Genomic DNA, 24,253 nt, shown 5'->3' with positions numbered 1-24,253 from the left:
CTTCTCTGGTGATCACTGCGCTGGCACTGCTGACGGGCGCCTTGTCCTTCATGGTTTGAAGCACTCAGGGCGCCGCTTGCGGGTACGGTGATATCCCGCTTCTGGAACTATCGTGCTGTTTCGAGCAACCGATTTTGTCATTTTACGATCCCTCTCCAAGCCCTATTGAGCTGCATAAATCAAAGGTTTCAGGGTGCTGCGGGATTTCCCACAAAAAGCACTGATGGCACGTTGACTCTCCCCTTAGGGGGAGACTTTAGACTCCCGGCCCCCGATAGATCTGGCCTGAAACAGCTTTTTGGGCCCGATGACTTTATTCATTCAATGCGGCTTTTGTAGGGAAACAATCAATGAATAATCCGTTGGAATTGGACAGCGTTATCAGCAGTACACAGGAGATTCTTGCGCAGTTGCTGGTGTTGGATAGGGGCGACGTGACAGAGCACAGCAGTATCGTTGACGACCTCAGCGCCGACTCGCTGGACATCGTCGACCTGAGCTTCCAGCTGGGCCGTCAGTACGGTTGCACCTTGCCGAAAACCAGCGTGCTGGATCACGCGGTAGCGGTGTTCGGCGACGCCACCCGGTTTGTCGAAAATGGACGAATCACGCAGGACGGCGTGGCCTTGCTGGAGCAGAGCCTCAGCGCTTATGCGCCGGGCCAGTTGCACGTGGGCATGCAGCCGGGCGATGTCTTCTCGGCCACCACCGTGCGTAACTGGGCGCAGCAATGCCATAACGTTTTCAACTACCTCCCCGAGACCTGCCCTGAGTGTGGCGCGGTTCATGCCCAACTCAATGAACGCCAGCAAGTGGTGTGTGGCGGTTGCAGTGCTCGCCTGACCCCTCTGGACGGTGACTCGATCTCGCGTCTGTTGGTTGAGCAGTACGCGGCCGCCCAGTTGAAGGCTTCGGCGTAGAGGGTGCCTTGATGCAGGCCCGAGAGGTTCTGGTCACCGGCTATGGACTGGTGGCTCCCACGGCACTGGATGCGGCCTCGCTGTTCACGACGATCAGCGAAAACCGTTCCTGCATTGGCCAGCACCCGGCGTTTGTCGAACTGGGGTTTGCGAACCCGGCGGCCGGATTTATCGATGAGCAACAATGGCAGGTCATCGCGGCGGCCTTTCCGGGCGACCTGCAGACCACCTCCCGCCAGGAATGGCTGGCGCATTACGTGGCCCGTCAGGCGCTGGCCCATGCCGGGTTGGCCGACGGCGCATTTGCCCGAGTCGCCAGCGGTATTTTCGTCGGGGCCAACAAATATTGCGTGAGCGGTGATTTGCGGGACGCCAGCCGTTACATGGACGATCAGGGGCGGGTCGATCTCGACCAGTTCCTGGATAACCACACCCTCAGCGGTGGGGCGTTCGCCCGGCGGGTTGATCAGCAAACCCGCCATCTCGCCGAATGGCTGGGTGTCCGTGACCATATCTCCACACATTCCGATGCCTGTGCCGCCGGCACCATGGCCATCGGCAGCGCCTATCGAGCGATCGCCCGTGGCGAGATCGACCTGGCGTTGTGTGGCGCGGTGGAGTTGATGGCCCATGAATTGTCCTACTACAGCTTTGATGGGCTGGGCGCACTCTGCCAGCGCGTGGACTTTTCCCCACAAGAACAGAGCCGGCCGTTCATGCCGGACCGCTGCGGCTTTGTGCTGAGTGAAGGGGCGGCGCTGTTGGTGCTGGAATCCCGCGAGCATGCCGAGCGTCGTCAGGCCTGTTCGCTGGGCCGGGTGCTGGGTTACGCGAATCTGTGCGAGGCAGAGAAAATCACCTCCAGCAGCCGCGACGGCAGCAAGTATGCCGCCTGCATGACGGCGGCCCTGGCCGATGCCGAACTGACCAGTGCGGCTGTGGACCATGTGAATGTTCACGGTACGTCGACACAGGCCAATGACCGTTGCGAGGCCCTGGGCCTGGCGCAGGTCTTCGGCGAAACCCTGGAGCAGATGACGTTCACCGCCAACAAATCTGCCGTAGGGCATTCGTTGGCCGGCAGTGGTGCCATTGAGGCGGTGCTGTCGTTGATGAGCATTCAGTTGGGCGTGGCCTTGCCGACCCTCAACTTTCAGCCGGAAAAATCCGAATTTCCGGAGTTGAAATTCCTTTGCGAACCGTTGCAGCAACCGATCAATGTCGTGCTCTCCAATTCCTTCGGGTTTGGTGGCGTGAACAGTTCGTTGGTGCTGGGCAGGGCATGACATGACCAGATCCAATTCAACCGCTGTTTATATCACTGCGGCGTCGGTACTCAACGCCGCCGGTACTGAATGTACGCCTCGTGACAGTCAACCTCAGGCCGCACAACCGCTGGATTTCGACCCGGCACGTCTGGCCCATTGTGTTGCAGCGCCCGCCTTGCCGGCGGGTGTGTACGACCGCAGACTGTCCCGTAGCCTTGAGCCTCAGGGCGCGCGCCTGCTGTATTGCGCCGGCCGTCTCGCCGAGACCTTGCGTGGGCTGGAACTGCCCGACGAGCGGATCGCATTGACCGCTGCCATTCCGGAAGTGGATGGCCCCAGCTCGTGCTGGGATGCAGTGCAGGCCATTGGCGCACAACCGGCAGATCTGTTGGCGCAATTCTTTGCCCACACACCGCCACTGCATGCGCTGATGATGCTCAATAGCAGCGTCATGGCCCACGCGGCTGAGGCCTTGCGTTGCAAGGGGCCCATGGGCGGTTTTTGCTCCCAGGGCAATGCGGGGCTGGATGCTTTGATGGAGTCCGCTGCCCATCTGAGCGAAGGTCGTGCCGATGCTGCCGTCGTCGTCAGCAGCAGTCCGAACATCACCCCGGCGTTGTACCTGCGTGACGCTACTCACCCACCTGTGAACCCCGGCCCGTGGGTTTTCGGCGAAGGTGCTGCGGCACTGTTGCTGACGACCAACCCAGGCAGCGGTGCTCGATCTGCGTTGCGTATTGCCGGGTTTGCCCGTGGTTACAGCGCGCAACCCGAGCGTGGACTGGCGGTTGGTCGCGACGTCATTGAGCGCGCTTTGAGCAACGAAAAACTGTGCCTCAGCGATGTCGGGCAAGTCGTCGCCGATGCACAGGATCCGCAGATTGCCGCGTTGTTTACCCTATCGGGGCACACCCTCGAACACTCCAAGGCGTTGCTAGGTGACTTGGGCGCCAGCGCCTTGCTCAGTGAAATCGCTGTGACCTGGGCACTGGACTGCAGCCGTTACACGCTGTTGCTCGAACACAGCCGAGGCGGACATTGGGGCGCGGTGCTGCTGGCCAGAACGTCGTCGGACACAGAGACAATGGAGAGTTACCCATGAGCCCCACACGGATCGTGATCACGGGCATGGGCGCCGTCACCGGCTTCGGTTTCGAGTGGCAGTCCATGTGGCAAAGAATGTTGGCCGGCGAGCATTGCATTCGGCCATGGCAACCGGAAGGCGTCGAGGCGGGTGCGTTCCCCGTGCGTTACGCAGCGCCCGTGGATATGGGCTTGATGCCGGCACACTTGAAAGACCATCCGGCCTGGGGATTGTCGCTGGAAAAACGCACCCGCTTTGGTTGGGTCGCGGCCACCCAAGCCATTGCTGATAGTGGTCTGAGCCCCGAACAGTTGCGTGGCGCGGCGGTATTGGCAGCGTCCGGCGCACCTGCTCATCGTTTGCAGGACATGCTGCTCAGCCTGGCGGATAACCCGGCACAGGCGCCGTCCTGGGCTCAATTGATGGCGCGACAGGCGCAGGTCGATCCTGACAGTTCACTGTGTCAGAGCAACGACCGCCTTGCGCGGGTGATTGCCGATGGCATCGGCAGTGAAGGCCCGGTGATCAACGTCAGCAGCGCCTGCGCGGGAGCGTCCCAGGCCATCGGCAATGCATTCCAGATGATCCGTCGCGGCGAGGTCGAGCTGGCCATTGCCGGGGGCGCCGATTCGGTGCTGAGCCTGGACACCATGACCGCGCTGTATCTGCTCGGCGCCGCCAGCAGCGAACAGCGTTGGGGCACCGAACTGTGTCGGCCGTTCGACCGCCATCGCAGTGGCTTGATTGCGGGTGAAGGCGGTGGTTTCGTAGTGCTCGAAACCCTCGAACGGGCGCTCGCCCGAGGGGCAACGCCGTACGCCGAAGTGCTGGGTTTCGGCAGCAGCCTGGATGCCTACAAAATCACCGCACCCGACCCGCAGGGCCGGGGCGCGGTGCTGGCGATGCAGGCGGCCCTGACGGATGCCGGGCTGGCGCCGCAACAGGTCGATCTGATCAATGCCCATGGTACGTCGACACCCCTCAACGATGCCGCCGAAACCCTGGCGATCAAGACCCTGTTCGCCGAGCGCGAACATTATCGGCGGTTGCTGGTGACGGCCAACAAATCCCAGTTCGGCCACCTGATTGCGGCCGCCGGAGCACCGGAGTTCATGCTCACGGCCCTGGCCTGCCGGGATGATCGGGTCACGCCGACCCTGAACCTGCAGGATGCCGACGAACAATGCGACCTCGACTACTGCGCCCACCAAGCGGTCAAGCGCAAGGTCGACGTTGCCCTGAGCAACTCCTTCGGTTTCGGCGGCCTCAACACTTCACTGGCGCTGGGCAAGTACCGGGAGGCGCCGCGATGAAACAGGCGGTCGCGATTGCCGGTGCGGGTTGCGTGTTGCCCAGCGGCTGGGGTGTCGAGTCTTTCTGGGCGGCCGCAACCGAAGGGCGCAGTGCAATTACGGCGCTGAACGCCCGACGGTTCAGCAGCCAACGCGTGGTGGCGTTCGGGCAAATTCAGGATCAGGACCACCAACGCAGCCGACAAGACCTTGCGCAAAACCTTCAGCGTTACTGCACGCCGGCAGTGATCTGGGGTGTCAGCGCGGTACGTCAGGCGTTGGAAGAAGCCGGCCTGGCCGATGAGCAGCCGGATGTCCGTTTCGGTTTGTATTGCTGTCAGGGCGGCTACACCCATCCGTCTCTGGAATCCTATGCCGAGTTGTTGCACGGCTGTCGGCAGGACGGCGTCGCCGACATGGCGGCGTTCGCCAAACGGATCCTGCAAGACCGTGCCCAGGACCCTTTTCTGGTGCTCAAAGGCTTGAGCAACTGCTTGCTGGGTGTCACCAGCCTGGCGCTGAAACTGGTGGGTGAGTGCAACGCCTATATGCAAGGTGTCGCCGGCAACCTGGCAGCCTTGCGTGAGGCTACGGCCGCTTTGCAGGCTGGCCGGATTGACGCGGCAATCGTTGTCGGTGCGGGCAGCGAGCTGGATGCCCTGGCGCTGTCCGGGTTGGTCCAGGCGGGTGTCATCAGCGCCAACGGCTCGAACACGCTGCTGCCGTTTGACCTTCGGGGCACCGGCGGCATTGCCGGGGAGGGCGCGGCAGCGTTGGTGCTGCGCCGGCGCGAAGACCTGCCGGCCGGTCCTCAGGCGTGCCTCGCCGACATGACGGCCCATGCCACCCTCGGTCGCTTGAGCCTGCCCGACAGCCCAACCGATGTGTTGGTGTGCAGCGGCACCGGCGATGCGCACAAAGACCGCGTGTTGTGCCAGACGCTGGCCCTTGCGCGCGCCTCGCACATCACCAGCGGGTTGGCGATCAACGGCATTCTCAGCGCGGCGCCGAGCCTGGTGGATCTGATGCTTGCGCGTTGCGCATTGCAGGCCCAAAGCGTGCCGCCGATTGCCGGTTTGCAGCAACCAGTGGCGAACCTGCCGTTCATTCAGGGCGCGCCCCACGCCGCGAGCCTTGCGCATTGCCTGGTGCTGAACCGCGACGACAACGGATTCAGCGCCGCCTATCAAGTGCTCTACAGCGCAAAGGCCACTCAGGACTGCCGCTGACTACCGCCTCTTTTTTACTTTCAAGGGATATGACTGTCATGGATTATCGCGATTTCGTTCGGCCCAAATTCGTCGGCCTGCTCCAGGCACTGGGCCTGGAGTGTGAATTTCAGCGCGCCCTCGGTAGCCAGTTGTTCTACCGCAACCCCAAGGGCGACATGGTCACGGTCACCGACTTTCTCGGCGGTTACGGTGCGGCACTGTTCGGCCACAACGACCCACAGTTTGTCGATCAGCTATGTGCGCTGCTGCGCAGCGACGTGCCGTTCAACGCACAAATGTCGATCCGCGGTGCGGCCGGGCAATTGGGGCGAGCGCTCAGTGACGCCTTCAATCGCGAACTGAAGAACACCGAACGTTATATTTCGACTTTCTCCAACAGTGGCGCGGAGGCGGTGGAAATTGCCGTCAAGCACGCGGAGTTCCGTCGCCAGAAGAGCCTGCAGAAGCAGTTCGACGACATCGATTTCACCCTGGCCAGCCTGACCGCCAGCGAACACGCTTACCGCGAGCTGGATGTGGCCGACCTCGACCTGCCTGCAGGTGTCCTGCCAGCCACCCTGAACAGCGTGACCTTGCGTCAGGTGGTTGAAGCCGTTCGCCAACACAACCTGGCGCAGTTGCACATCGAACCGGTATTCGTCGCCCTGCGCGGCAGCTTCCACGGCAAATTGGTCAATACCGTGCAACTGACCTATGGCCGTCAGTACCGCGCGCCGTTTGCCCGTTTTGGTCTGAACGTCGAGTTCATCGACCCACAGCAGCCCCATCAATTGCAGGAATTGCCGGCCCGGCACACGCACCATTGGTTGAGCCTGCAATGGGACGGCGAACACCTGAACGTACTGCAACTGCCGTTCAGTGCGATTACCGCCGTGTTGATGGAGCCGATTCAGGGCGAAGGCGGTATCAACGAGTTCGCGGCCGAGTTCTATCTGGGGCTGCGCAAGCTGTGTAACGAGCAACAATGCCCGCTGGTAGTCGATGAAGTACAGTCGGGTTTTGGGCGCGCCGGGACGTTTCTTGCCAGCAGCCAGTTCAACCTGCAAGGCGACTATTACTGCCTCTCCAAGGCCCTCGGCGGCGGCTTGATGAAAATCGCCGCGACGGTGATCCGCAGCAGCCACTACGAAGGCGAGTTCAGCTACATCCACAGCTCGACCTTCGCCGAGGACGACCCGTCCTGCCATATCGCGCTGTCGGCATTGCGCCGGTTGTTCGCCAATGACGACGCGATGCTCAAAGACATACGCACCAAGGGCGCCTACCTCAAAGCCTCGCTCAATGAACTGAAGATGGCCTATCCGGATGTGATCGCCGATGTGCGCGGGCGTGGCTTGCTGGTGGGTCTGGAATTGCACGACTTGAGTGTCAGCAGCTCGCTGGTACAGGCGTCGGCCCAGTACAACGATGCCTTGGGTTACTTGATCGCCGGTTACCTGTTGCAATTCGAAGCGTTGCGGGTAGCACCGTCGGGCAGCAACTCCAACGTGATTCGCCTGGAGCCGCCAGCCTGTATCACCCTGGGCGAAATCGACGGGCTGATCGCTGCCCTGCAACGGGTCTGCGACATGCTGCGCCGTGGCGATGCGTTGCCGTTGGCGGCGGGTATCTGCGCGGACTCGATGCCCACCGTGCCAGCCCGTCAGGACGATTTTCGGGTGACCGAGCCCGTTGAAAACATCGATGCCAAGGTCGAAATCGTCGCTCGGGTAGCGTTCATCAACCACCTGATCGATGCCGATATCCTCGGTGACGTCGATCCCTCGCTGGCAGCCCTGAGCCCGGAACAAAAACGCACGTTCATCAATCGCACCAAGCCTGAACGCCGCGCTGTGCCAGTCGGCCCGGTGATCATTCGGTCGCGCCTCGGCATGGCGGTGGAGTTCACGTTATACCCGCTGTGCATGGACTCGGATGCCATGGCCGAGTACATCCGCAGCGGTGACCTGGACAGCATCCGCGAAGAAGTCGGCAGGCGTGTCACCGATGCCCGCGCCGATGGCTGCAGCATCGCCGGCCTCGGGATGTACACCTCGATCGTCACCAACAATTGTCAGGCGCTGAAGATTGCCGACATGGCGCTGACGTCCGGCAACGCCCTGACCATCGGCATGGGGCTCGAAGCCATCGAGCAAGGCTGTGTACAGCAAGGTCTGGCACTGCGCGAGCAAACCGCTGCCGTTGTCGGTGCCGCCGGTAACGTTGCGTCGACCTATGCCTCGGTGCTGTCCGCCACCGTCGATCACCTGATTCTGATTGGCAGCGGTCGTGACGGCTCGGTTCGGCGCCTGGAGAAAACCGCGCAACAGATTTACGCCGACGCGGCCCGTTCGATCCTCAAAGGCACGGCCGAACACGACCGGTTGGCGCAGCGACTGCTGACCCTTGATGGTTTTTGTGGCTTGTTGCACTCACATGGCCAAAAAGCCGACCTCGGTTTGCACATCGCCCGCCTGGTGGATGAGCGCCTTGGCGCGAACGCCTTCATCACGGTCACCAACGATCTCGACGCCATCAAGGGCGCACGGATTGTCCTGTGTGCTGCCAATGCGCCTCAGCCGTTCCTCGGTGCCGAACATTTCGCCGAGCGCAGCGTGATCTGCGATATCGCCGTGCCGCTGAACGTCCATCAAGACCTGCCGAGCCAACGCGAAGACGTGCTCTACATGCACGGCGGCATCGTCCAGACGCCGTTCGACGACGGCCTGGCGCCCAACGTGCGGGCCTATCTGAAAAAAGGTCAGCTGTATGCGTGCATGGCCGAGTCGGTGTTGATGGGCTTGTCTGGCATGAGCCAGCACGGCTCCTACGGCGATATCAGCCGTGAGCAAGTGCAGCAGGTCCGCGCACTGGCCGCGACCCACGGCTTCACCCTCGCGCAATTCAAAACTCAAAATTCACTGTAAGGAGCGGTCATGACTCAGAAAATAGCTGTCGTGACCGGCGGCAGTCGCGGCATTGGCAAGGCCATCGTGCTGGCCCTGGCCGGCGCGGGTTATCAGGTTGCCTTCAGTTATGTCCGTGACGAGGCGTCAGCCGCTGCCTTGCAGGCGCAGGTCGAAGGGCTCGGCCGGGAGTGCCTGGCCGTGCAGTGTGATGTCAAGGAAGCGCAGAGCATTCAGGCGTTTTTTGAACGGGTCGAGCAACGTTTCGAGCGTATCGACTTGTTGGTCAACAACGCCGGTATTACCCGTGACGGTTTGCTCGCCACGCAATCGTTGAGCGACATCACCGAGGTCATCCAGACCAACCTGGTCGGCACGTTGTTGTGCTGTCAGCAGGTGCTGCCCTGCATGATGCGCCAACGCAGCGGGTGCATCGTCAACCTCAGTTCGGTGGCCGCGCAAAAGCCCGGCAAGGGCCAGAGCAACTACGCCGCCGCCAAAGGCGGTGTAGAAGCATTGACACGCGCACTGGCGGTGGAGTTGGCGCCGCGTAACATCCGGGTCAACGCGGTGGCGCCCGGCATCGTCAGCACCGACATGAGCCAAGCCCTGGTCGGCGCCCATGAGCAGGAAATCCAGTCGCGGCTGTTGATCAAACGGTTCGCCCGGCCTGAAGAAATTGCCGACGCGGTGCTGTATCTGGCCGAGCGCGGCCTGTACGTCACGGGCGAAGTCTTGTCCGTCAACGGCGGATTGAAAATGCTATGAGCCAGGCACGCACGATTGTGATTACCGGCGCGGCCAATGGTATTGGCCGCGCCGTCGCGGAAAATTTCGCAGCCCAGGCCGAGCACCTTTTGATCTTGCTTGATCGGGATCTGGCAACCTTGCAGAGGTGGGTCACCGAGGGCGAATTTGCCGCTCGCATCGAAACCCATCAAGCGAACATCGCCGATCTCGCCAGCCTGCAACTTCTGTTCAAGGGCCTGGCCGACCGGCTCGGCTTTGTCGATGTGCTGGTCAACAGCGCCGGGGTCTGCGACGAGAACGAACCCGAAGACCTCGACAACTGGCACAAGGTCATTTCGATCAACCTCAACGGCACCTTTTACGTCACCTCGTTGTGCCTGCCACTGATGGCGGAGGGTGGGCGGATCATCAACATGTCGTCGATCCTCGGCCGGGCGGGCAAGGTCCGCAACACCGCTTACTGCGCCTCCAAGCACGGCATCATCGGCATGACCAAAGCCTTGGCGCTGGACCTGGCGCCACGGCGAATCACCGTCAATGCCATCCTGCCCGCCTGGATCGACACACCGATGCTGCAAGGTGAATTGGCGGCTCAAGCGCGCATCGCCGGGATCACCCACGAGCAAATCCTGCGCAATGCCAAGAAGAAGTTGCCCCTGCGGCGCTTCATTCAGGGCGACGAAGTGGCGGCCATGGTTCGTTATCTGGCGAGCCCGCAGGCGAGTGGTGTCACGGCGCAAAGCCTGATGATCGACGGCGGTGCCGGGTTGGGAATGTAGCCATGGCTCGACTGGGATTGAACCGCGGCCTTTTGGCCGCGCTGGTCAGCCTCGGCTCGCCAGTGGCGATCGCCGAGTGGTTGCCGGAGCATCATGAAGCGGAGATCGGCGTTGCCACGGCCGTGCGTCTGCACGGTGACGACCAGGTCACGCAAAAGGCCGTGTACCTCAAGTTCAGCCTGGAGGATGCCTGGGACAGCGGCTACTACAAGGCCAAGGGCCGAGCCCGTTACGACTTCCGTTATGACGGCAACAACCCATACAGCGCGCAAGCCCGGGACGATTACCGGGCGACTGCCGATTGGCGGCACCTGTACTGGGGGCTCTACGTCGGTGACGGCGAGCTGACGGTGGGCTGGCAGCAGGTGGTGTGGGGGCGTGCAGATGAATTACGGGTGCTCGATCAGATCAACCCGCTGGATTATCGCGAGGGTGTGATCGGTCTGTTGGAAGACAGCCGCATCGCCGTGCCGATGATTCGCCTGGTGCAGCCGGTCGCCGAGTGGGAGCTGGAAGCGCTGGTGATCACTGATTTTGTGAAAAACCAGGCGCCGGCCGTCGGCAGCGAGTTCGATGCACCGATCTTTGCCACACCCGATCCGCAGATGTTTGTGGTCGATTCGCGGCCCGGTTATGACGGTCACAGTGGCTTCGGTTACGGCGCCAGTGCCAACGGCCGGGTCGGCACGGTGGATGTCAGCTTCGTTGCCCTCAACGCCCGCCAACAGGACCCGGTTTACGCCGTCGAAGGCCAGACCGAAGAGGGCCTGATTCGCCTCGAACGGCAATTCCCGCGCTATTCCATGGGCGGCGCCGGTGTGGCCATCGATGCCGGCCACAGCATCGTGGTACGCAGTGAAGTCGCCTACTTCGACAATTGGCGCGTCACCAATCCTTACCGCGCTTACGGCAGCGACCAGACGGCGATGACCAAGTCGCTGCTGGGCGTCGATTACCTATTGCGGGACTGGCTGATCTCGACGCAGTGGCAACATCAGCGGCTGCTCGACTGGCAGCCCGGCATGGTCCAGGGCAAGCGCGACGACCTGTTCACCGTGTCTGCCGAAGGCTCGCAGTTCCAGGATCGCCTCAAGACCCGTCTGGTTTTTGGCATGTCGCCGCCAGCGCAGGACGACAGTTTCGTTCAGGGGATCTTCACCTACAAACCGGTGGACTGGCTCAAGTTGGGGCTCGAAGTCGATGTGTTCTTCGGCAAGCCCGACCGCCAGTTCGGTGCGTACGACAACCGCGACCAGGTGCGCTTGTCCGCCGGTTATCTGTTCTGACCACACCGGTGCGGTGTGCGAACCACTCAAACAATGAAAAGGAAATCGCCATGTTGCCCATCTTCAAGACCCTGACTGTAAGCGCACTGCTGCTGAGCGCCGCTGCCGCCATGGCAGCTGAAACACGCACGGCCGACGACATCATTCGCCAGGCCCGGGACCGCGATGACGGCAAGAGCTTCATGTCCCAGGTGTCCCTGATCCTGATCGACAAGCAAGGTAACAGGCGCATCCGCGAGTTCAGCTACCTGCAAAAGGATTACCCGGACAGCGACAAATTCACCATGTATTTCTCCGCGCCGAGTGATGTGCGTGACGTCGCGTTCCACATCGAAAACCCGCGCGAGGTCCTGGGCCTCGAAGACAGCCAATGGATGTATTTGCCGGTCAGCCGACAGACCCGAAGGATTTCCACCACCGACAAACGCGGGGCGTTCATGGGGAGCGACTACTCCTATGCCGACCTCGACAAGATTCGCGCCGAAGACTATCGCCAAACGCTGGTTGGCGAAGAGCAGTTGCAGGGCCGCGATTGCTACGTGATCGAGCGTGAGCCGGCGACGCCTGCCGTGTTGGCCAAGACCGGCTACAACAAGCTCAAGGTCTGGGTTGACAAGAAGAACTCACTGGTGCTGCGCCAGGACTTCTTCGATGTAAAAGGTGTGATGTTCAAGCAGATGCGCACCCTGAAGACTGAAACCATCGACCAGATCGACAGCATTACCTTCAGCGAAACCGAGGACTTCATCGCCGGTACACGCTCTCAGCTGCGCTTCAACCAGTTGCAGTACAACGTCGCGCTGGACGACCGCCTGTTCACGCAGACCGCGATCAAGCGCGGGCTGAAAGCCGGCGACTTGCCGGAATACGCCGTGTCTGCCCGCTAAGCGCCGCTACCGATTCATCTGGAACCCTCATTCATGGAAAGATACCTGAACTTCGTCGAGCGCTATGCGCGGGCAATTGTGTTCGTGCTGGTGGCGATCACCGCCTACTTCACCTACACCCTCGGCGCGCTGATGTCGGACACCAATCCGTATCTGCTCAAGGACACTCACCCGGCGCGCAAGACGATCATTGATTTGCAGCGCGAGTTCACCGGCACGTATGACTCGGTCATGGTGGCGCTGAACAACCCCGAGAGTGTCTTCAACACCACGTCGCTGAACGCCCAGTTCGAACTGTCCCAGGCCATACGCCAGTTGATGCTGGCGAACGATGAGGACCGTGTCGAACTGCAGCGCATCGTCGGCCTGCACAGTGGCGACCCTGATGCTCAGGCTTTGCTGGTGCAGATCCTCGCCGAGGGTTTTTCGCAGAACGATTACGCTGCCGCCAAAGCGCTGCGCGACCTCGGGATTGCCCGGCACTGGGACAGCCATGACCTGCAGTTCCTGAGCTTTCTTGCCGAGCGGCTCAACCCGATCCAGGAAATGGCCTCGATGGCTGACCTGGAGAACATCAGCTTGAGTGCCGATGGCGAGTTGTGGATCCACAAGACCCTGCACGCCCTGGATATGGACCCGATCAAGGTCGAAGCGCAGATCATGGGCAACGAGCAGATGGTCGGTGGCGTCGTCTCGGCGGACAAGAAAGTCGCCATGGTCGTCGCCGAACTGGGCACCAAACAGGACGATGCTCAGGCCCAGTTGCGTGCCTATCACCAGGTCCGCGAGATCATCGCGAAGTACCAGGCCGCCCACCCGGAGTTCACCGACGAGGTGTTCATCGCCGGCATGCCGATCTTCATTGCGGCCCAGCAGGAAATCATCGATCACGACCTGGCGATGCTGTTCCCGATCGTGTTCCTGCTGGTGACCTCTCTGCTGGTTTTCTTCTTTCGCAAACCACTGGGCGTGGTGCTGCCGCTGTTCAATATCCTGTTCTGCACCATCTGGACCCTTGGCCTGATGGCGCTGCTGCGTGTGCCGATGGACTTGCTCACCAGTGTCTTGCCGGTGTTCCTGTTCACCATCTGTTGTGCCGACGCGATCCACGTCATGGCCGAGTATTACGAACAGCTCAATTCGGGTAAGTCTTTCCGCGAAGCCAACCGTGAAACCCAGCGCCTGATGGTCACGCCGGTAGTTTTGACAACGGTCACGACTATTGCGACGTTCCTGATTTCCACCACCAACAACATTGTCAGCATCCGCAACTTTGGCGTGTTCATGTCGATCGGCCTGACGGCGGCGCTGATCATCTCGTTGCTACTGATTCCGGCGTGGATTTCGATCTGGGGCAAAGATGCCGTCCCGCGCAAAGTGCAACTCAAAGCGTCGCTGATCTCCCACTATCTGGTGGTGTTCTGTGCCTGGCTGATTCGCTGGCGCAAGCCGGTATTGCTGGTGACCCTGCCGTTGTTGGCGATGATGACGGTGTTCACGTTCAAGGTCGATATCGAAGACTCTGGCATTGCCTACTTCAAGAAGGACAGCCCGGTGCGGATGTCCGACGAGTTCATCAACCGAGCCGGAGTCGCGGGTACATCGCCGGGCTGGATCGCTTTCGACACCAAGACTCCGCGTGGCGCGCTGACCACTGAAACCGTGCAGTTCCTCGAACGTCTGGACCAGTTCATCAAGGCCCAGCCGAACGTGAGTTACACCTATTCGGTGGCGACCTACATCAAGCGCATGAACCTCGTGCTAAACGACATGAACCCTGCTTTCCTGCGGGTGCCGCAGGCGGTGGAGCAGGTGACGGTGGTCGATGATGACGGCAAACCGGAGACCTTCGATGTCGATGGCAACTCACTCATCGAACAACACATCATGATGTTCGAGAACGGTGGCGGTACTGACTTGCAGAACGTGCTCAATGCCGATTACTCGAAGGCGGTGACGCTGTTCACCATGACCTCCTCTGTGGCGGGCGATTACCAGGCGATGCTCGATAAACTGGACGCCTGGCTGGTCATCAACAAACCGGCCAACCTGCAAGTCACCCATGCCGGTACGCCGTACATATGGACCGGGGTGTTGCAGGAAATCACCCAGGGTCAGGTGCTGAGCTTCTCGCTGGCGTTGCTGGCCGTGACCTTGATGATGATGTTCTGGCTCAAGTCAGTACGCCTGGGCATCCTCGGCATGCTGACGTTGTTGACCACGTCGGTGACGGTGTACGGCAGCATGTACCTGTTGGATATCGAGTTGAACATCGGTACCACACTGGTGACGTTCCTGGTGGTGGGCGTAGTGGATTACGCCGTTCACCTGCTGTCACGGATCAAGATGCTGGTGCAGAAGGGCATCGAGATCGACGAGGCCATCCTGGCGGCCATGCAGGGCGTCGGGCGCTCGACGGTGGTCAACGTCGTGATCTTTTCGATGGGCTTTGTCGCGCTGCTGTTCTCCGCCTACAAACCTGTCATTGACCTGGGGGTATTGGTGATACTGGCGCTGTCATCCAGCGGCTTCATGACCATTTTGTTGGTCACGCTGATTTCGCCGTGGTTCTTTGCCTCGATTGTGCCGCAGCCAGCAGTGCAAGAGGGCGAGCAGCCGGGGGATGGGGCTGTGCCAGGCTAAATCGACGGGGCGCCTGCGTGCTGAAAACGGCACGGGGCGCCATGGCCGTTCAGGGGCGGCGGAGCGGATTCAGCGGGCCTTTTCCAGGTGTTCGAACTGGCATTGCATCTGAGCATCCTTGAGGCTCAGCTCAAACTCAACCAAGCCGTCATGCACTTGCTGCAATGCCTGGATCTGCCCCATCAATTCCTGCTTTTTGTTATCGATGGCCTGCATGGCCAGATCCCAGGGCAGCTCCTGGCCGCGATGATCCTGCAGAATGGCCTGCATTTCCTTGAGCTTGAAACCGAGTTGCTGAGCGCATTTGATGAAGGTCAGCAGCTCTACGCTTTGCTGGCTGTAGATGCGGTACTTGCCTTCGCGTTGCGGTGGGGGCAACAGGCCGATTTCTTCGTAATGGCGGATGCTTTTGACGGTGGTGCCCGACAGCTGGGCGGCTTTGCCGATGTACATGAAAATCCCTTTTTTGACGCATCAGAAGCGAAAAAATGTCGCGTGCTCGTACAGGCGCGCGACATTTTTGCACAAGCGTCAGGGGGGGGGAAGCCAAGTTGGACAAGGCGTCACAGCAGGGAGGCTCGGCTGGACAGTGCAGGGGCACGGCCCGACCGGGGCCGATCAGCGGCTGGCGACTGCCTGGACTTGTTTGAGCCAGGCTTCACGCTGTTCCGGCCTGGAGCCCAATACCGGACCGAAGGTCAGGGTTTTCAGGGGTTTTATGCCGCAGAACTCCAGGGTGGTCTTGCGCATTTGGTGCAGGCCTGGCATGCGATACACCCACCGGTAGTACCACGGCGGCGTGTCCATGGTCACCAAAAGGTGAGCCGTGCGGCCCTTGAGCAGCTTATCCGGGAAGGGCGAGCCCTTGCGGTACTTGAAGGCAAAACCGGGCAGAAACACGCGGTCGAAGAACCCCTTGAGCAACGCCGGAATGCCGCCCCACCAGATCGGGTATACCAATGTCAGGTGTTCGGCCCAGGTAATGTCGTTCTGTGCGTTGATCAAATCGGGCTCAAGCAACTGGATCTGGTTATAGCCATCGTGCAAGACCGGATCGAAATCCAGGGTGTCCAGGCGCAGCAGGCGCACCTCATGGCCTGCTTGCGTGGCAGCCTCGACATAACGTTCGGACACAGCGCCGCAAAAGCTGTCGTTCGAAGGGTGGCCGAGGATTACGAGCATGCGTTTGCGCTTCATGACAAACTCCAGGTAATGAAGTGCCAAGGGTAAAGTCTGCCCCTTACGGTAGAGTCAAGCCTTGCCGGTTAGCGGTAGAGACAAACAGTCCAGCAGCGCTCGGGTGTAGCCCGGCAAACCGTTGAATGAAGGGGCGCAGAAACGCAATGTGCGTTTTTCCGGCAGCTACGAGTGGATTACAGTGGAAGCACCGAGGGGGCGGTGTCGAACGTGCAATCCCTCACCCAGTCGCGCAGCTTATGCTTTGGGCTCGTCCCAGTCGCTACGCGTCGCAGCAGTCAGCGTATCCCAGTCATCAGGAGGGTTGCCGCGGCCCAGCATCTTCTCGAATACGGCGTAGGGATCGGATTTGCTGCCTGCGGACTGTAGAGTATTTTCGTCGTTCACCCATGCGTAGACGATGACCTTGGACCTTGAGTCGTAGCGAAAGAACAGCCGAAAGCGCCTACCGATTTTCGCCCGCCGCCAATGTCGGTAGGCGGTGCCCAGCGTGTTGCCTTGGCGGAACTCGTCACGGCCCGGGTCGGCAGGCACAGCCTCCATGATCAGATGGCTCAACGCCCGAAACAGCTTGACGTTGGCGTTGCTTTCAAAACCTTGCGGGTCGTTCTGCTCGGCCCGGGCGGCGGCTTCTTGCAATTTGCGTAGCTGTAAAGTCACACCTTCATGGAACAACAGTGTCCAGCCATGTCGCAGCATCAGATCGCGACCTCACCGTCGATATCTTCGTCCAGATTTACAGCGTGGCCCGCATTGGCGAGCATGGTTTGCGCCAGGTCTTCCGGCAGGGTGGTGAGGTTGCGCCCGCTTCGGATATCAGCCTCCAGCAAACCCAGGAATGCACCGATGGCAGGGTCCTCATGGATGGATTCTACGCGGCTGACCACGACTTCCCCGGCGCGTACGTCGAATGCGATCTTGCCACCCGTGTCGAGGCCTAAAAGCTGGCGAACGGACTTGGGCACTGTGACCTGCCCCTTCGAGGTCAACGTGGCGATTTCGTGGATGGCAGGCATGAGCGTTCTCCCAGATGTATTGATTGAATGGTAAGGAATAATCCTTACACGGTCAATCTTGGTTTTCTGCTGATCAAGCATAGGCGGGGAGGACGCTCAGTAGCGCCGCAGGATGAGTTACACCACCTCTCGGGACACGATCCTCTAAAGACTCTCAGGGTCCCCGAAGAACATCTGTATCCGCGACCGCAGCCACCGCTCCGCCGGGTCATTGTCCTGTGCCCCGCGCCAGGCCATGTGCAGTTCGAAACTGCGCACGGGTATCGGCAGGTCCTCGGCCCGCAAGCCGCCGGCGGCCGTCAGTGCATCCGCCGTGTAGTCCGGTACCGTCGCCACGATATCGGTGCCTGCCAGCAAGCTCCCCAGCCCGTTGAACTGCGGCACAGCCAGCACCACGTGGCGCTTGCGGCCGATTTCTTCCAGGGCTTCGTCGATGAACCCGGACAAGTCCCCGGCAAACGACACCAGCGCATGGGGCCGGGCGCAGAAGTCATCCAGGGTGATGCTGCCGGGTACGCTGTCGGCGCGCAGCAGTTTCGGCATGCTGCGGCGCAACACCTTGCGCTTGGCGTTGGCCGGCAGTTCGCTGGTGTAGCTGACCCCCACCGAAATCTCGCCCGAGGCCAGCAGGGTTGGCATCAGCAAGTAGTTGACCCGTCGCACCACCAGCACGATACCAGGCGCCTCGGCGCGAATGCGCTTGAGCAGTTGCGGCAGCAAGGCGAACTCGGCGTCGTCCGACAGGCCGATGCGGAACACCGCATTGCTGGTGGCCGGGTCGAATTCGGCGGCGCGGCTGACTGCAGTGGAAATCGAATCCAGTGCCGGTGACAGCAGGGCGAAGATCTCGTGGGCCCGTGCCGACGGCTCCATGCTGCGCCCCGTGCGCACGAACAACGGGTCATCGAACAGGTTGCGCAGGCGCGACAGCGCCGCGCTGATGGCCGGTTGGCCGAGAAACAGTTTTTCTGCGGCACGGGTCACGCTGCGCTCGTGCATCAGCGTTTCGAACACGATCAGCAGGTTGAGGTCTACACGACGCAGGTCGTTTCGATTCATCGGTGCGCTTCGCCTAATGTGGGGCAGAGGTGAATCTTAAGGCCAAAGGCTGTTACCCTGCACGGGTTTAGGGGGACCAATCGCAGGGAAAGTCAGGTGCCCAATCGATGACAAGCATGTCGACTATTAATGCCCACTGATGGTCTAACGGGCAAAGCCCGGATAGAGTCAGTGGTAATTAGAGGTTCACAAAGGCGAGGTATGCGATGTCCCGCATGATCCGTTTCCACAAGTTCGGCGCTGCCGACGTGCTCCGTTGCGAAGAGCAGGCCGAACCGTCACCCGCTGCCGACGAGGTGCAGATCCGCGTCGAAGCGGTTGGCGTCAGCTGGTATGACGTGCTTTGGCGCCAGAATCTGGCACCGTCCCAGGCGCGTCTGCCAGCGGGGATCGGTCACGAAATGGCCGGGGTGGTGACTGCGGTCGGGGAAGGGGTCGATGACATTGCCGTCGGTGACCGGGTTGCCAGCTTCCCGGCTACCAGTGCCAACGACCACCCGGTGTACGGCGATGTCATTGTACTGCCCCGTACAGCCATCACGCGCTACCCGAATGTGCTCACCCCGATCGAGGCCAGCGTGCACTACACCCCGCTGCTGATCGCCTATTTCGCCTACGTCGACCTGGCACGGGCCAAGGCCGGGCAGACAGCACTGGTCACCGATGCCAGCCATTGCGCCGGGCCTGCCTTCGTGCAGCTGGGCAGGGCCCTGGGGCTGAAAGTGTTCGCCGCCACCAAGGAAGCGGCGCAGCGTGACTACCTGCTGGGCTTGGGCGCAGACAAAGTGATCGTCACCGAAGAGCAAGACCTGCTGCTGCAGATTGGCAAGTACACCGATGGCCGTGGTGTGGACATGGTGCTCGACGGCATGGGCGGCCCGCAGATGTCGCTGTTGGGTGATGTGCTGGCGCCGCGTGGCAGCCTGGTGCTGTACGGTCTGCAAGGCGGCAACCAGACGCCATTCCCGGCTTGCGCGGCATTCCAGAAGAACATTCAGTTCTATGTGCACTGCATCGGTAACTTCACCGGCAAGCCAGAGCTTGGCATCAGCCAGGATCAGGTGGCACTGCAGCGTGCGTTGCGCGATATCAACCAGTTCACGGCCGACCAGCTGCTGACACCGCAGATCATCAAGGTGTACCCGTTCGAGCAGGTGGTCGAGGCGCATCGCTACATGGACCAATGCCCGTGCGGCGGGCGCGTCGTGCTGGACATGGCGCATCACTGACGGTGGATGGCGCAAGCGGCGAACCCGGGCAAGGTCCCGGGTTTTTTGTGCGCGGGATAAAGTGATTCAACACTTAAAGTAGGACTGTTCCTACAATAAATCACGATATGGACTACATATAAGTCCGTATCTTTCGGGAGGTCAGAAATATCCCGGCAAATAATCAGCCTTGAACGCTTTCGCCTTGCGAGTCACTGTGAACTGACACGTATGCTGAATGGTTTTTTTACCCTGAACTGTATCTTCAATTCGCGCTGCCTCCCTCTCGATAATGGCCCAATGATAGTTTGTGCAAGGAACGTGGGATGAGCATGGCTATGCCTGATATAGAGCAGCATGTGACAGCGACAGGCCATCGCAGGGGCGGTTTTTTCTCGATGGCTTGGCGACAGTGAAGGGTTACGTCATTACTTTCATTTTGTTGTAAGAAATTTCTTCTAGGTAAGTTTGGCGCATGTTCACGTGCAAATGTTAGGTGCCGCATGCGCTGGCTGCATGAAGTTGATGAGGTGATTGCGTGACTGCTATTCACGACCAGGCGATGCATTATATCTACCAGCAAGTACTCGAGCGCTTGTTGAATCACATGTCACAGGCGCAGCGCGCTTCCTTGCAGTTGCTGATACAACGCCTGTTGGTCGCTGCAGGCGGGCCCGAGTACATCGGTACTTTCAGCTTGCAGGTATTGCAAGGGAGCGACCGCCATAGCAGCCGGCTGCTGGCCATGTTGCGTGCCGCGCAACTAAGCATTGCGCTGCGTTCGCCGGTAACCTTCCAGCTGCGGGTATTGGTAGTCAGCCTGCCGGTTGCCGATAGCGCCACGCTGGAAGCTCACGAGCGCAGTTTTAGCGCGTTGTTCATGCAGGATGACCCGCGGGTGCAATTGCAGATGATTGAGGGGCGCGCAGTGGTGCCGTTCAGTCGTCGGCTCTCGGTAATGCCTGAGCGCTGGCTGCTGGCGAGGGACGCGATGTTGATGTTCGGCCACATGATCGATGCCAGGCCGGAAGCCCTGCTGGGCTGCCGCCTGCACCTGGAACTGGCGGGGGCCGTGGTTCAGGCCCTGCAGGCAGCGGTGCCTCCCGATGCGTTGGTCACCGCCATGCCCGGGCTCCAGCGGCGCCGATACCTGGCGTGGGCCCGGCGTAGCCTGCGCCTGGCCGGCGTGCGTGGCTCGCATGCAGTGCACCAGTGCCTGGCGGCGCTGGCCCAAGGGCTGAGCCGATTGCACGGTGCTGCTGGGGGCGCGCCGGGTGGGCAGCACGAGCCGGTTCCAGGCGCCGTACCGGAGCGCGCGCCGGTGCGGCTGATTGCTATTGATGACCTGTTGCCGCACTTGCTTGAAGAGCAGCAGCTTGACGCGATGCTGGGTTGTCACTTCGAGACGCCTGCGGATGCTTTGCCGCTGTCCGAATTCGTCGACTCGCTAGCCACGGCACAGCTGCATGAACTGCGCGCCCGCAGTCTGGAGCCGCTGGCCGGGCGCCCTGCACTGAGGCTGGCAGGGCAGGCGGGTGGCCGCAAGCAGTGTGACGCCGCGCCGTTGCTATTTGGCAAAGCTTATGGCATCAACCAGGCCCAACTGGTGTGCCTGCTGTTCAGCCCGTTTGCCAGGCAGGGGAAAAACCTCGAGCGGTTCTTGCAGTGTCGGCACGCCGACATGGTGGTGGCGTTGCCGTACCTGCACAGGGCCTTGCAAGGCAAACCCTGCCCCGATGCAGTCAAAGCCTGGCTGGTGAATACCAGTGGCTTGCAGTTGGGGCAACTGCGGCAAATTTATGATGGGCAGTTGCCGTTGGCGGGATGGCGCCTGCTTAACAACCTGGCCCGCCGCGATGCACACCTGAGGCTGCTGCCACAGCTGGCGTTGGGGCGGCGGCGTGGTGTTGCGGGGCTGCATTGATGGGGCGAGCGGCCCCAGGCGAGTTCGCGTATCGCAAGGTGTATCGCTACCTGGAAGCGTTGATCGATCAAGCTGCAGGCGTTGGCACATGCCGGTTGCCGTCATTGCGTGAGCTGTCCCGGCGGCTGCGGGTGTCGTTGGCCACGGTACAAAGTGCCTACAGCCTGCTGGAAGAGGAGGGCCGTGTACACTGCCTGCCGAGGTCGGGCTATTACGTACAGAACGGTGGCAAAGATCAGGCCGTGGCCGTGGCCCGGCAGCCTCCCTTGCCGACGCAGCCACTGTTGGAGCGCATGCTGCTTGGCCACGAACGGCGTTTGGCCCGTCAGCGTGACCGCAGCGTTGCGTCCTGGGAAGCGCTGGGTAGCGCCCGTTTGCGCAATGCCGTGGCTGAGCGATACACCCGCTGCTCCAACCAGTACTGGCATGCCGATGACGTCCATCTGGCCCCCGATGTGCTCGCGTTGCTGGAGACGCTGCTTGCGGCGCTGGCCATGCAAGGTGGTACCGCATTGGTGCATTCGCCCTGTTGCTGGCAAGTGTTGCGCGCCCTGGCGCGTGCCGGCATGCGCGTGCTGGAAACACCACTGGATGCCCGTGGCAACCCAGAGCTGCACGCATTGGCCAAGCTGCTGGGAAGCGAGCGGGTAAGCCTGCTGGTCATGCCGTCATGCCTGGGCATGCCACAAGGGCGGCTAGCTTCACCGCATTACCAGCAGCAGCTTGGACTTTTGCTTGACCAACACCCTGTATGGCTGCTGGAAAACGACCTGGACAGCGAGCTCTGTTATGACGGGCCGCCGAGCACACGACTGCGTGACTGGATCGACCCGCGCTGGCTTTTGGTGATGGGCACGTTCGAGGCCGCAGTGGGGGCAGAGGCGCCGTATGCCTATTTACTGAGCCGTGACCCTGTGTTGGCCAAGGCATTCGCTGAACGGGCGTTTCGGCTTGCGCCGCTACGTTTGCAGGCGCTTGCTCACATGCTCGGCAAGGGGGAAATCGAAACGCAGCTGTTACAGCTACGCACAGACTTGCAAAGGCGTACGCAACACCTGGCGGATGTACTGCAATCGCAATTCGGCCAACGGGTGGTTTTCGACATGCCGCAAGGTGGGCAAATGCTGTGGGTGAGCTTTTGCCAGCCGCTGGCGTGGGACGGTATTGCCGCAGCGTTGGCAGGTTCTGCACTGCACGCACTACCGGGCGAGCAGTTCGGCCTGCCGGGGCATTACCCTCAACACCTTGCGCTGATCTGGCTGGGGGGGCGCCCGGATGAACTGCAACTGGCGGTAAGGCGACTGGCGCAGGCGCTGGAGGCGCGCTGCGGGCGAAACACCCGCTTCTCAAGTTGAAATCAAGACGCTTGCAGGTGCCGCCAAGTGCTGCGAGAGGGCCGACAAGTGAAATGACGGCCTGTAAACCTCAAGGCTCATTCGCAGCACAAAGAGCCACCTGCAGGGGGCGTAAATTGAGTACTCCTCAGGGTTGCTCTTGCCCCTGACGCAAACAGGTACTGATCAGCGCCGCACCTACCAGCAACGCGGCAATGATCCACAACCCGTTGCGGGTGCTGCCGGTGGTCTGCTCGATCAAGCCCATCACCGACGGCCCGACGAAGCCGCCAAACAGACCGCAAGTGGTGACGAAGGCCAGTCCCGCCGCCAACGCACTGCCGCTCAGTCGGCTGGAGGGGAAGACGAAGATGATCGACTGCACCACGAACAGCATCAGCGCGGTCAGGGAAAACCCGAGCAGGCCAATGAACGAGTTGGCCAGCGATGCCAGCAGCAATCCGGCCGCCATGGTCAGCAGGCCAAGGAACAGCAGGGTGCGGCAGCGGCGCGGCGAGGTGGCCAGGCGTGGGAAGGTAGCTGCGCCAATGGCTGCTGCAATCCACGGCACCGCTGTCAACAGGCCGACCTGGAAGGGCGAAAGCGCAGCGTAGGTGCCGATAATGCCCGGCAGAAAGAAAATCACCGTGTAGATGGTGATCTGGTGCACGAAGTAGACCGCGATCGCCAGCCAGATCTGCCGGTCGCGGAACATCTGCCCCAGCTTGCTCTGCTGCGGTGCGGCCGCCTGCTCTGCGGCCAGGCGGCGCTCGATGTCCTGGGCGTCGGCAGCCGTCAGCCAAGGCGCCGAGGCTGGACCGTCCGGCAGCTTCTTCCACACCACATAGGCCAGGGCTACGGCGGGCAGGCCTTCGAGTACGAACAACCATTGCCAGCCATGCCAGCCCAGTACACCGTCCAGCTCCAGCAGGGCACCGCCCAGCGGGCCGCTAAGGATGTTGGCCAGGCACACACCCAGCAGGAAGTACCCCGTGGCACGGGCGCGTTGTTCGCGGTCGAACCAGTAGGTCAGGTACAGCATTACCCCGGGGAACAGGCCAGCTTCGGCTACCCCCAGCAACAGGCGCATGATGTAGAACGAGGTCTCACCCTGAACGAAGGCCATGCCCGCCGAGAGCAAACCCCAGGTAATCATGATACGGGTGATCCAGAAGCGCGCGCCCACCCGGTGCATGATCAGGTTGCTGGGCACTTCGGCCAAGGCGTAGGTAAGGAAGAACAAGCCCGCGCCCAGGCCGTAGGCTGCTGCCGAAAGGCCCAGGTCGATGCCCATGCTGGCTTTCGCCAGGGCGATGTTGGTGCGGTCAAGAAAGCTCATCACGTAGACGACGATGAGCAGTGGCATCAATTTGCGTAGCAGCAGGCCGTTCAAGCGCTGCTCATGGGTGGTGGCAGGGGCGCAAGCCGCTGCGCGGGTGAGGGTTGTCATTGTTTTTTTCCCCGTGAAAAAGTGCTGGTGGTGTGCCGC

Annotated in this window: 20 protein-coding genes; 14 read left to right on the top strand and 6 right to left on the bottom strand. The window is 61.2% G+C overall.

All coding sequences use genetic code 11. The annotated features are described in order from the left end of the window. Positions 1-350: 350 nt before the first annotated feature. The 11 genes from QYE47_RS20160 (at position 351) to QYE47_RS20110 (ending at position 15,026) form a co-directional block, all read left to right on the top strand. Entirely contained in the window at positions 351-920 is a 570-nt protein-coding gene (locus tag QYE47_RS20160; protein ID WP_014591316.1) for an acyl carrier protein, read from the top strand. Between the two features lie 11 nt (positions 921-931). Beyond that, complete coding sequence (locus QYE47_RS20155) at positions 932-2,206, top strand: beta-ketoacyl-[acyl-carrier-protein] synthase family protein (protein WP_014591315.1); 1,275 nt, start codon at positions 932-934, stop codon at positions 2,204-2,206. A 169-nt stretch (positions 2,207-2,375) separates the two neighbouring features. Further along, on the top strand, positions 2,376-3,290 hold the full coding sequence (locus QYE47_RS20150; RefSeq protein ID WP_070383854.1) for a beta-ketoacyl synthase: 915 nt from the start codon (positions 2,376-2,378) through the stop codon (positions 3,288-3,290). Further along, entirely contained in the window at positions 3,287-4,585 is a 1,299-nt protein-coding gene (locus QYE47_RS20145; protein WP_014591313.1) for a beta-ketoacyl-[acyl-carrier-protein] synthase family protein, read from the top strand. The genes QYE47_RS20150 and QYE47_RS20145 overlap by 4 nt, the downstream gene beginning before the upstream one ends. Then, complete coding sequence (locus tag QYE47_RS20140) at positions 4,582-5,793, top strand: beta-ketoacyl synthase N-terminal-like domain-containing protein (protein ID WP_019437183.1); 1,212 nt, start codon at positions 4,582-4,584, stop codon at positions 5,791-5,793. Before QYE47_RS20145 ends, QYE47_RS20140 begins: the two co-directional genes overlap by 4 nt. Positions 5,794-5,831: 38 nt before the next feature. Continuing rightward, a complete protein-coding gene (locus tag QYE47_RS20135; RefSeq protein ID WP_070383855.1) occupies positions 5,832-8,702 on the top strand; it encodes an aminotransferase class III-fold pyridoxal phosphate-dependent enzyme in 2,871 nt (956 codons plus the stop codon). A gap of 9 nt (positions 8,703-8,711) precedes the next feature. Next, positions 8,712-9,449, top strand: coding sequence for a 3-oxoacyl-ACP reductase family protein (locus tag QYE47_RS20130; RefSeq protein WP_070383856.1), 738 nt, complete (start codon positions 8,712-8,714; stop codon positions 9,447-9,449). After that, a complete protein-coding gene (locus QYE47_RS20125) occupies positions 9,446-10,210 on the top strand; it encodes an SDR family NAD(P)-dependent oxidoreductase (RefSeq protein WP_014591309.1) in 765 nt (254 codons plus the stop codon). The genes QYE47_RS20130 and QYE47_RS20125 overlap by 4 nt, the downstream gene beginning before the upstream one ends. Positions 10,211-10,212: 2 nt before the next feature. After that, the gene (locus QYE47_RS20120; RefSeq protein WP_070383857.1) at positions 10,213-11,496 is read left to right on the top strand and encodes a DUF1302 family protein; all 1,284 of its coding nucleotides are present in this window, start codon (positions 10,213-10,215) and stop codon (positions 11,494-11,496) included. A gap of 50 nt (positions 11,497-11,546) precedes the next feature. Further along, positions 11,547-12,383 carry an outer membrane lipoprotein-sorting protein gene (locus QYE47_RS20115; protein WP_014591307.1) on the top strand — a complete coding sequence of 279 codons (837 nt, stop codon included), beginning with the start codon at positions 11,547-11,549 and terminating at the stop codon, positions 12,381-12,383. A 33-nt stretch (positions 12,384-12,416) separates the two neighbouring features. Next, complete coding sequence (locus QYE47_RS20110) at positions 12,417-15,026, top strand: RND family transporter (RefSeq protein ID WP_014591306.1); 2,610 nt, start codon at positions 12,417-12,419, stop codon at positions 15,024-15,026. A gap of 69 nt (positions 15,027-15,095) precedes the next feature. On the opposite strand, the gene QYE47_RS20105 is transcribed toward QYE47_RS20110, so the two are convergent. The 5 genes from QYE47_RS20105 to QYE47_RS20085 form a co-directional block, all read right to left on the bottom strand. Further along, positions 15,096-15,479 carry a MerR family transcriptional regulator gene (locus QYE47_RS20105; RefSeq protein ID WP_003253954.1) on the bottom strand — a complete coding sequence of 128 codons (384 nt, stop codon included), beginning with the start codon at positions 15,477-15,479 and terminating at the stop codon, positions 15,096-15,098. Positions 15,480-15,644: 165 nt separating this feature from the next. Continuing rightward, the gene (locus QYE47_RS20100; protein ID WP_014591305.1) at positions 15,645-16,223 is read right to left on the bottom strand and encodes an NAD(P)H-dependent oxidoreductase; all 579 of its coding nucleotides are present in this window, start codon (positions 16,221-16,223) and stop codon (positions 15,645-15,647) included. Positions 16,224-16,460: 237 nt separating this feature from the next. After that, positions 16,461-16,922 carry a type II toxin-antitoxin system YhaV family toxin gene (locus QYE47_RS20095; RefSeq protein ID WP_070383858.1) on the bottom strand — a complete coding sequence of 154 codons (462 nt, stop codon included), beginning with the start codon at positions 16,920-16,922 and terminating at the stop codon, positions 16,461-16,463. After that, positions 16,922-17,239 carry a type II toxin-antitoxin system PrlF family antitoxin gene (locus QYE47_RS20090; protein WP_014591303.1) on the bottom strand — a complete coding sequence of 106 codons (318 nt, stop codon included), beginning with the start codon at positions 17,237-17,239 and terminating at the stop codon, positions 16,922-16,924. Before QYE47_RS20090 ends, QYE47_RS20095 begins: the two co-directional genes overlap by 1 nt. A gap of 144 nt (positions 17,240-17,383) precedes the next feature. Continuing rightward, positions 17,384-18,298: a LysR family transcriptional regulator gene (locus tag QYE47_RS20085; protein WP_014591302.1), complete on the bottom strand. Its 915-nt coding sequence runs from the start codon at positions 18,296-18,298 to the stop codon at positions 17,384-17,386. A 206-nt stretch (positions 18,299-18,504) separates the two neighbouring features. Here QYE47_RS20085 and QYE47_RS20080 point away from each other — a divergent pair, with 206 nt between their 5' ends. The 3 genes from QYE47_RS20080 to QYE47_RS20070 all read left to right on the top strand — a co-directional run bounded on the left by QYE47_RS20080 (position 18,505) and on the right by QYE47_RS20070 (position 22,785). Further along, entirely contained in the window at positions 18,505-19,527 is a 1,023-nt protein-coding gene (locus QYE47_RS20080) for a zinc-dependent alcohol dehydrogenase family protein (protein WP_014591301.1), read from the top strand. Between the two features lie 517 nt (positions 19,528-20,044). After that, positions 20,045-21,430: a hypothetical protein gene (locus QYE47_RS20075; protein ID WP_070383859.1), complete on the top strand. Its 1,386-nt coding sequence runs from the start codon at positions 20,045-20,047 to the stop codon at positions 21,428-21,430. Next, entirely contained in the window at positions 21,430-22,785 is a 1,356-nt protein-coding gene (locus QYE47_RS20070) for a GntR family transcriptional regulator (protein WP_070383860.1), read from the top strand. Before QYE47_RS20075 ends, QYE47_RS20070 begins: the two co-directional genes overlap by 1 nt. Positions 22,786-22,912: 127 nt before the next feature. Here QYE47_RS20070 and QYE47_RS20065 read toward each other — a convergent pair whose 3' ends face one another. Then, a complete protein-coding gene (locus QYE47_RS20065; RefSeq protein WP_070383861.1) occupies positions 22,913-24,214 on the bottom strand; it encodes an MFS transporter in 1,302 nt (433 codons plus the stop codon). Between the last annotated feature and the right edge of the window lie 39 nt (positions 24,215-24,253).

Origin of the sequence: Pseudomonas sp. 2,4-D (assembly GCF_030418155.1) — a bacterium.
Classification (GTDB): Bacteria; Pseudomonadota; Gammaproteobacteria; order Pseudomonadales; family Pseudomonadaceae; genus Aquipseudomonas; species Aquipseudomonas alloputida.
The sequence above is the reverse complement of the archived record's forward strand: the minus strand, read 5'-3'. Positions and strand labels throughout refer to the sequence as shown.

Bases quoted from the DNA above. Each gene is read 5' to 3' on its own strand.
- QYE47_RS20105 (WP_003253954.1), bottom strand. From the start codon at position 15,479: ATGTACATCGGCAAAGCCGCCCAGCTGTCGGGCACCACCGTCAAAAGC.
- QYE47_RS20115 (WP_014591307.1), top strand. From the start codon at position 11,547: ATGTTGCCCATCTTCAAGACCCTGACTGTAAGCGCACTGCTGCTGAGC.
- QYE47_RS20090 (WP_014591303.1), bottom strand. From the start codon at position 17,239: ATGCCTGCCATCCACGAAATCGCCACGTTGACCTCGAAGGGGCAGGTC.
- QYE47_RS20160 (WP_014591316.1), top strand. From the start codon at position 351: ATGAATAATCCGTTGGAATTGGACAGCGTTATCAGCAGTACACAGGAG.
- QYE47_RS20120 (WP_070383857.1), top strand. From the start codon at position 10,213: ATGGCTCGACTGGGATTGAACCGCGGCCTTTTGGCCGCGCTGGTCAGC.
- QYE47_RS20100 (WP_014591305.1), bottom strand. From the start codon at position 16,223: ATGAAGCGCAAACGCATGCTCGTAATCCTCGGCCACCCTTCGAACGAC.
- QYE47_RS20095 (WP_070383858.1), bottom strand. From the start codon at position 16,922: ATGCTGCGACATGGCTGGACACTGTTGTTCCATGAAGGTGTGACTTTA.
- QYE47_RS20135 (WP_070383855.1), top strand. From the start codon at position 5,832: ATGGATTATCGCGATTTCGTTCGGCCCAAATTCGTCGGCCTGCTCCAG.
- QYE47_RS20145 (WP_014591313.1), top strand. From the start codon at position 3,287: ATGAGCCCCACACGGATCGTGATCACGGGCATGGGCGCCGTCACCGGC.
- QYE47_RS20110 (WP_014591306.1), top strand. From the start codon at position 12,417: ATGGAAAGATACCTGAACTTCGTCGAGCGCTATGCGCGGGCAATTGTG.
- QYE47_RS20130 (WP_070383856.1), top strand. From the start codon at position 8,712: ATGACTCAGAAAATAGCTGTCGTGACCGGCGGCAGTCGCGGCATTGGC.
- QYE47_RS20125 (WP_014591309.1), top strand. From the start codon at position 9,446: ATGAGCCAGGCACGCACGATTGTGATTACCGGCGCGGCCAATGGTATT.
- QYE47_RS20070 (WP_070383860.1), top strand. From the start codon at position 21,430: ATGGGGCGAGCGGCCCCAGGCGAGTTCGCGTATCGCAAGGTGTATCGC.
- QYE47_RS20155 (WP_014591315.1), top strand. From the start codon at position 932: ATGCAGGCCCGAGAGGTTCTGGTCACCGGCTATGGACTGGTGGCTCCC.
- QYE47_RS20080 (WP_014591301.1), top strand. From the start codon at position 18,505: ATGTCCCGCATGATCCGTTTCCACAAGTTCGGCGCTGCCGACGTGCTC.
- QYE47_RS20085 (WP_014591302.1), bottom strand. From the start codon at position 18,298: ATGAATCGAAACGACCTGCGTCGTGTAGACCTCAACCTGCTGATCGTG.
- QYE47_RS20065 (WP_070383861.1), bottom strand. From the start codon at position 24,214: ATGACAACCCTCACCCGCGCAGCGGCTTGCGCCCCTGCCACCACCCAT.
- QYE47_RS20140 (WP_019437183.1), top strand. From the start codon at position 4,582: ATGAAACAGGCGGTCGCGATTGCCGGTGCGGGTTGCGTGTTGCCCAGC.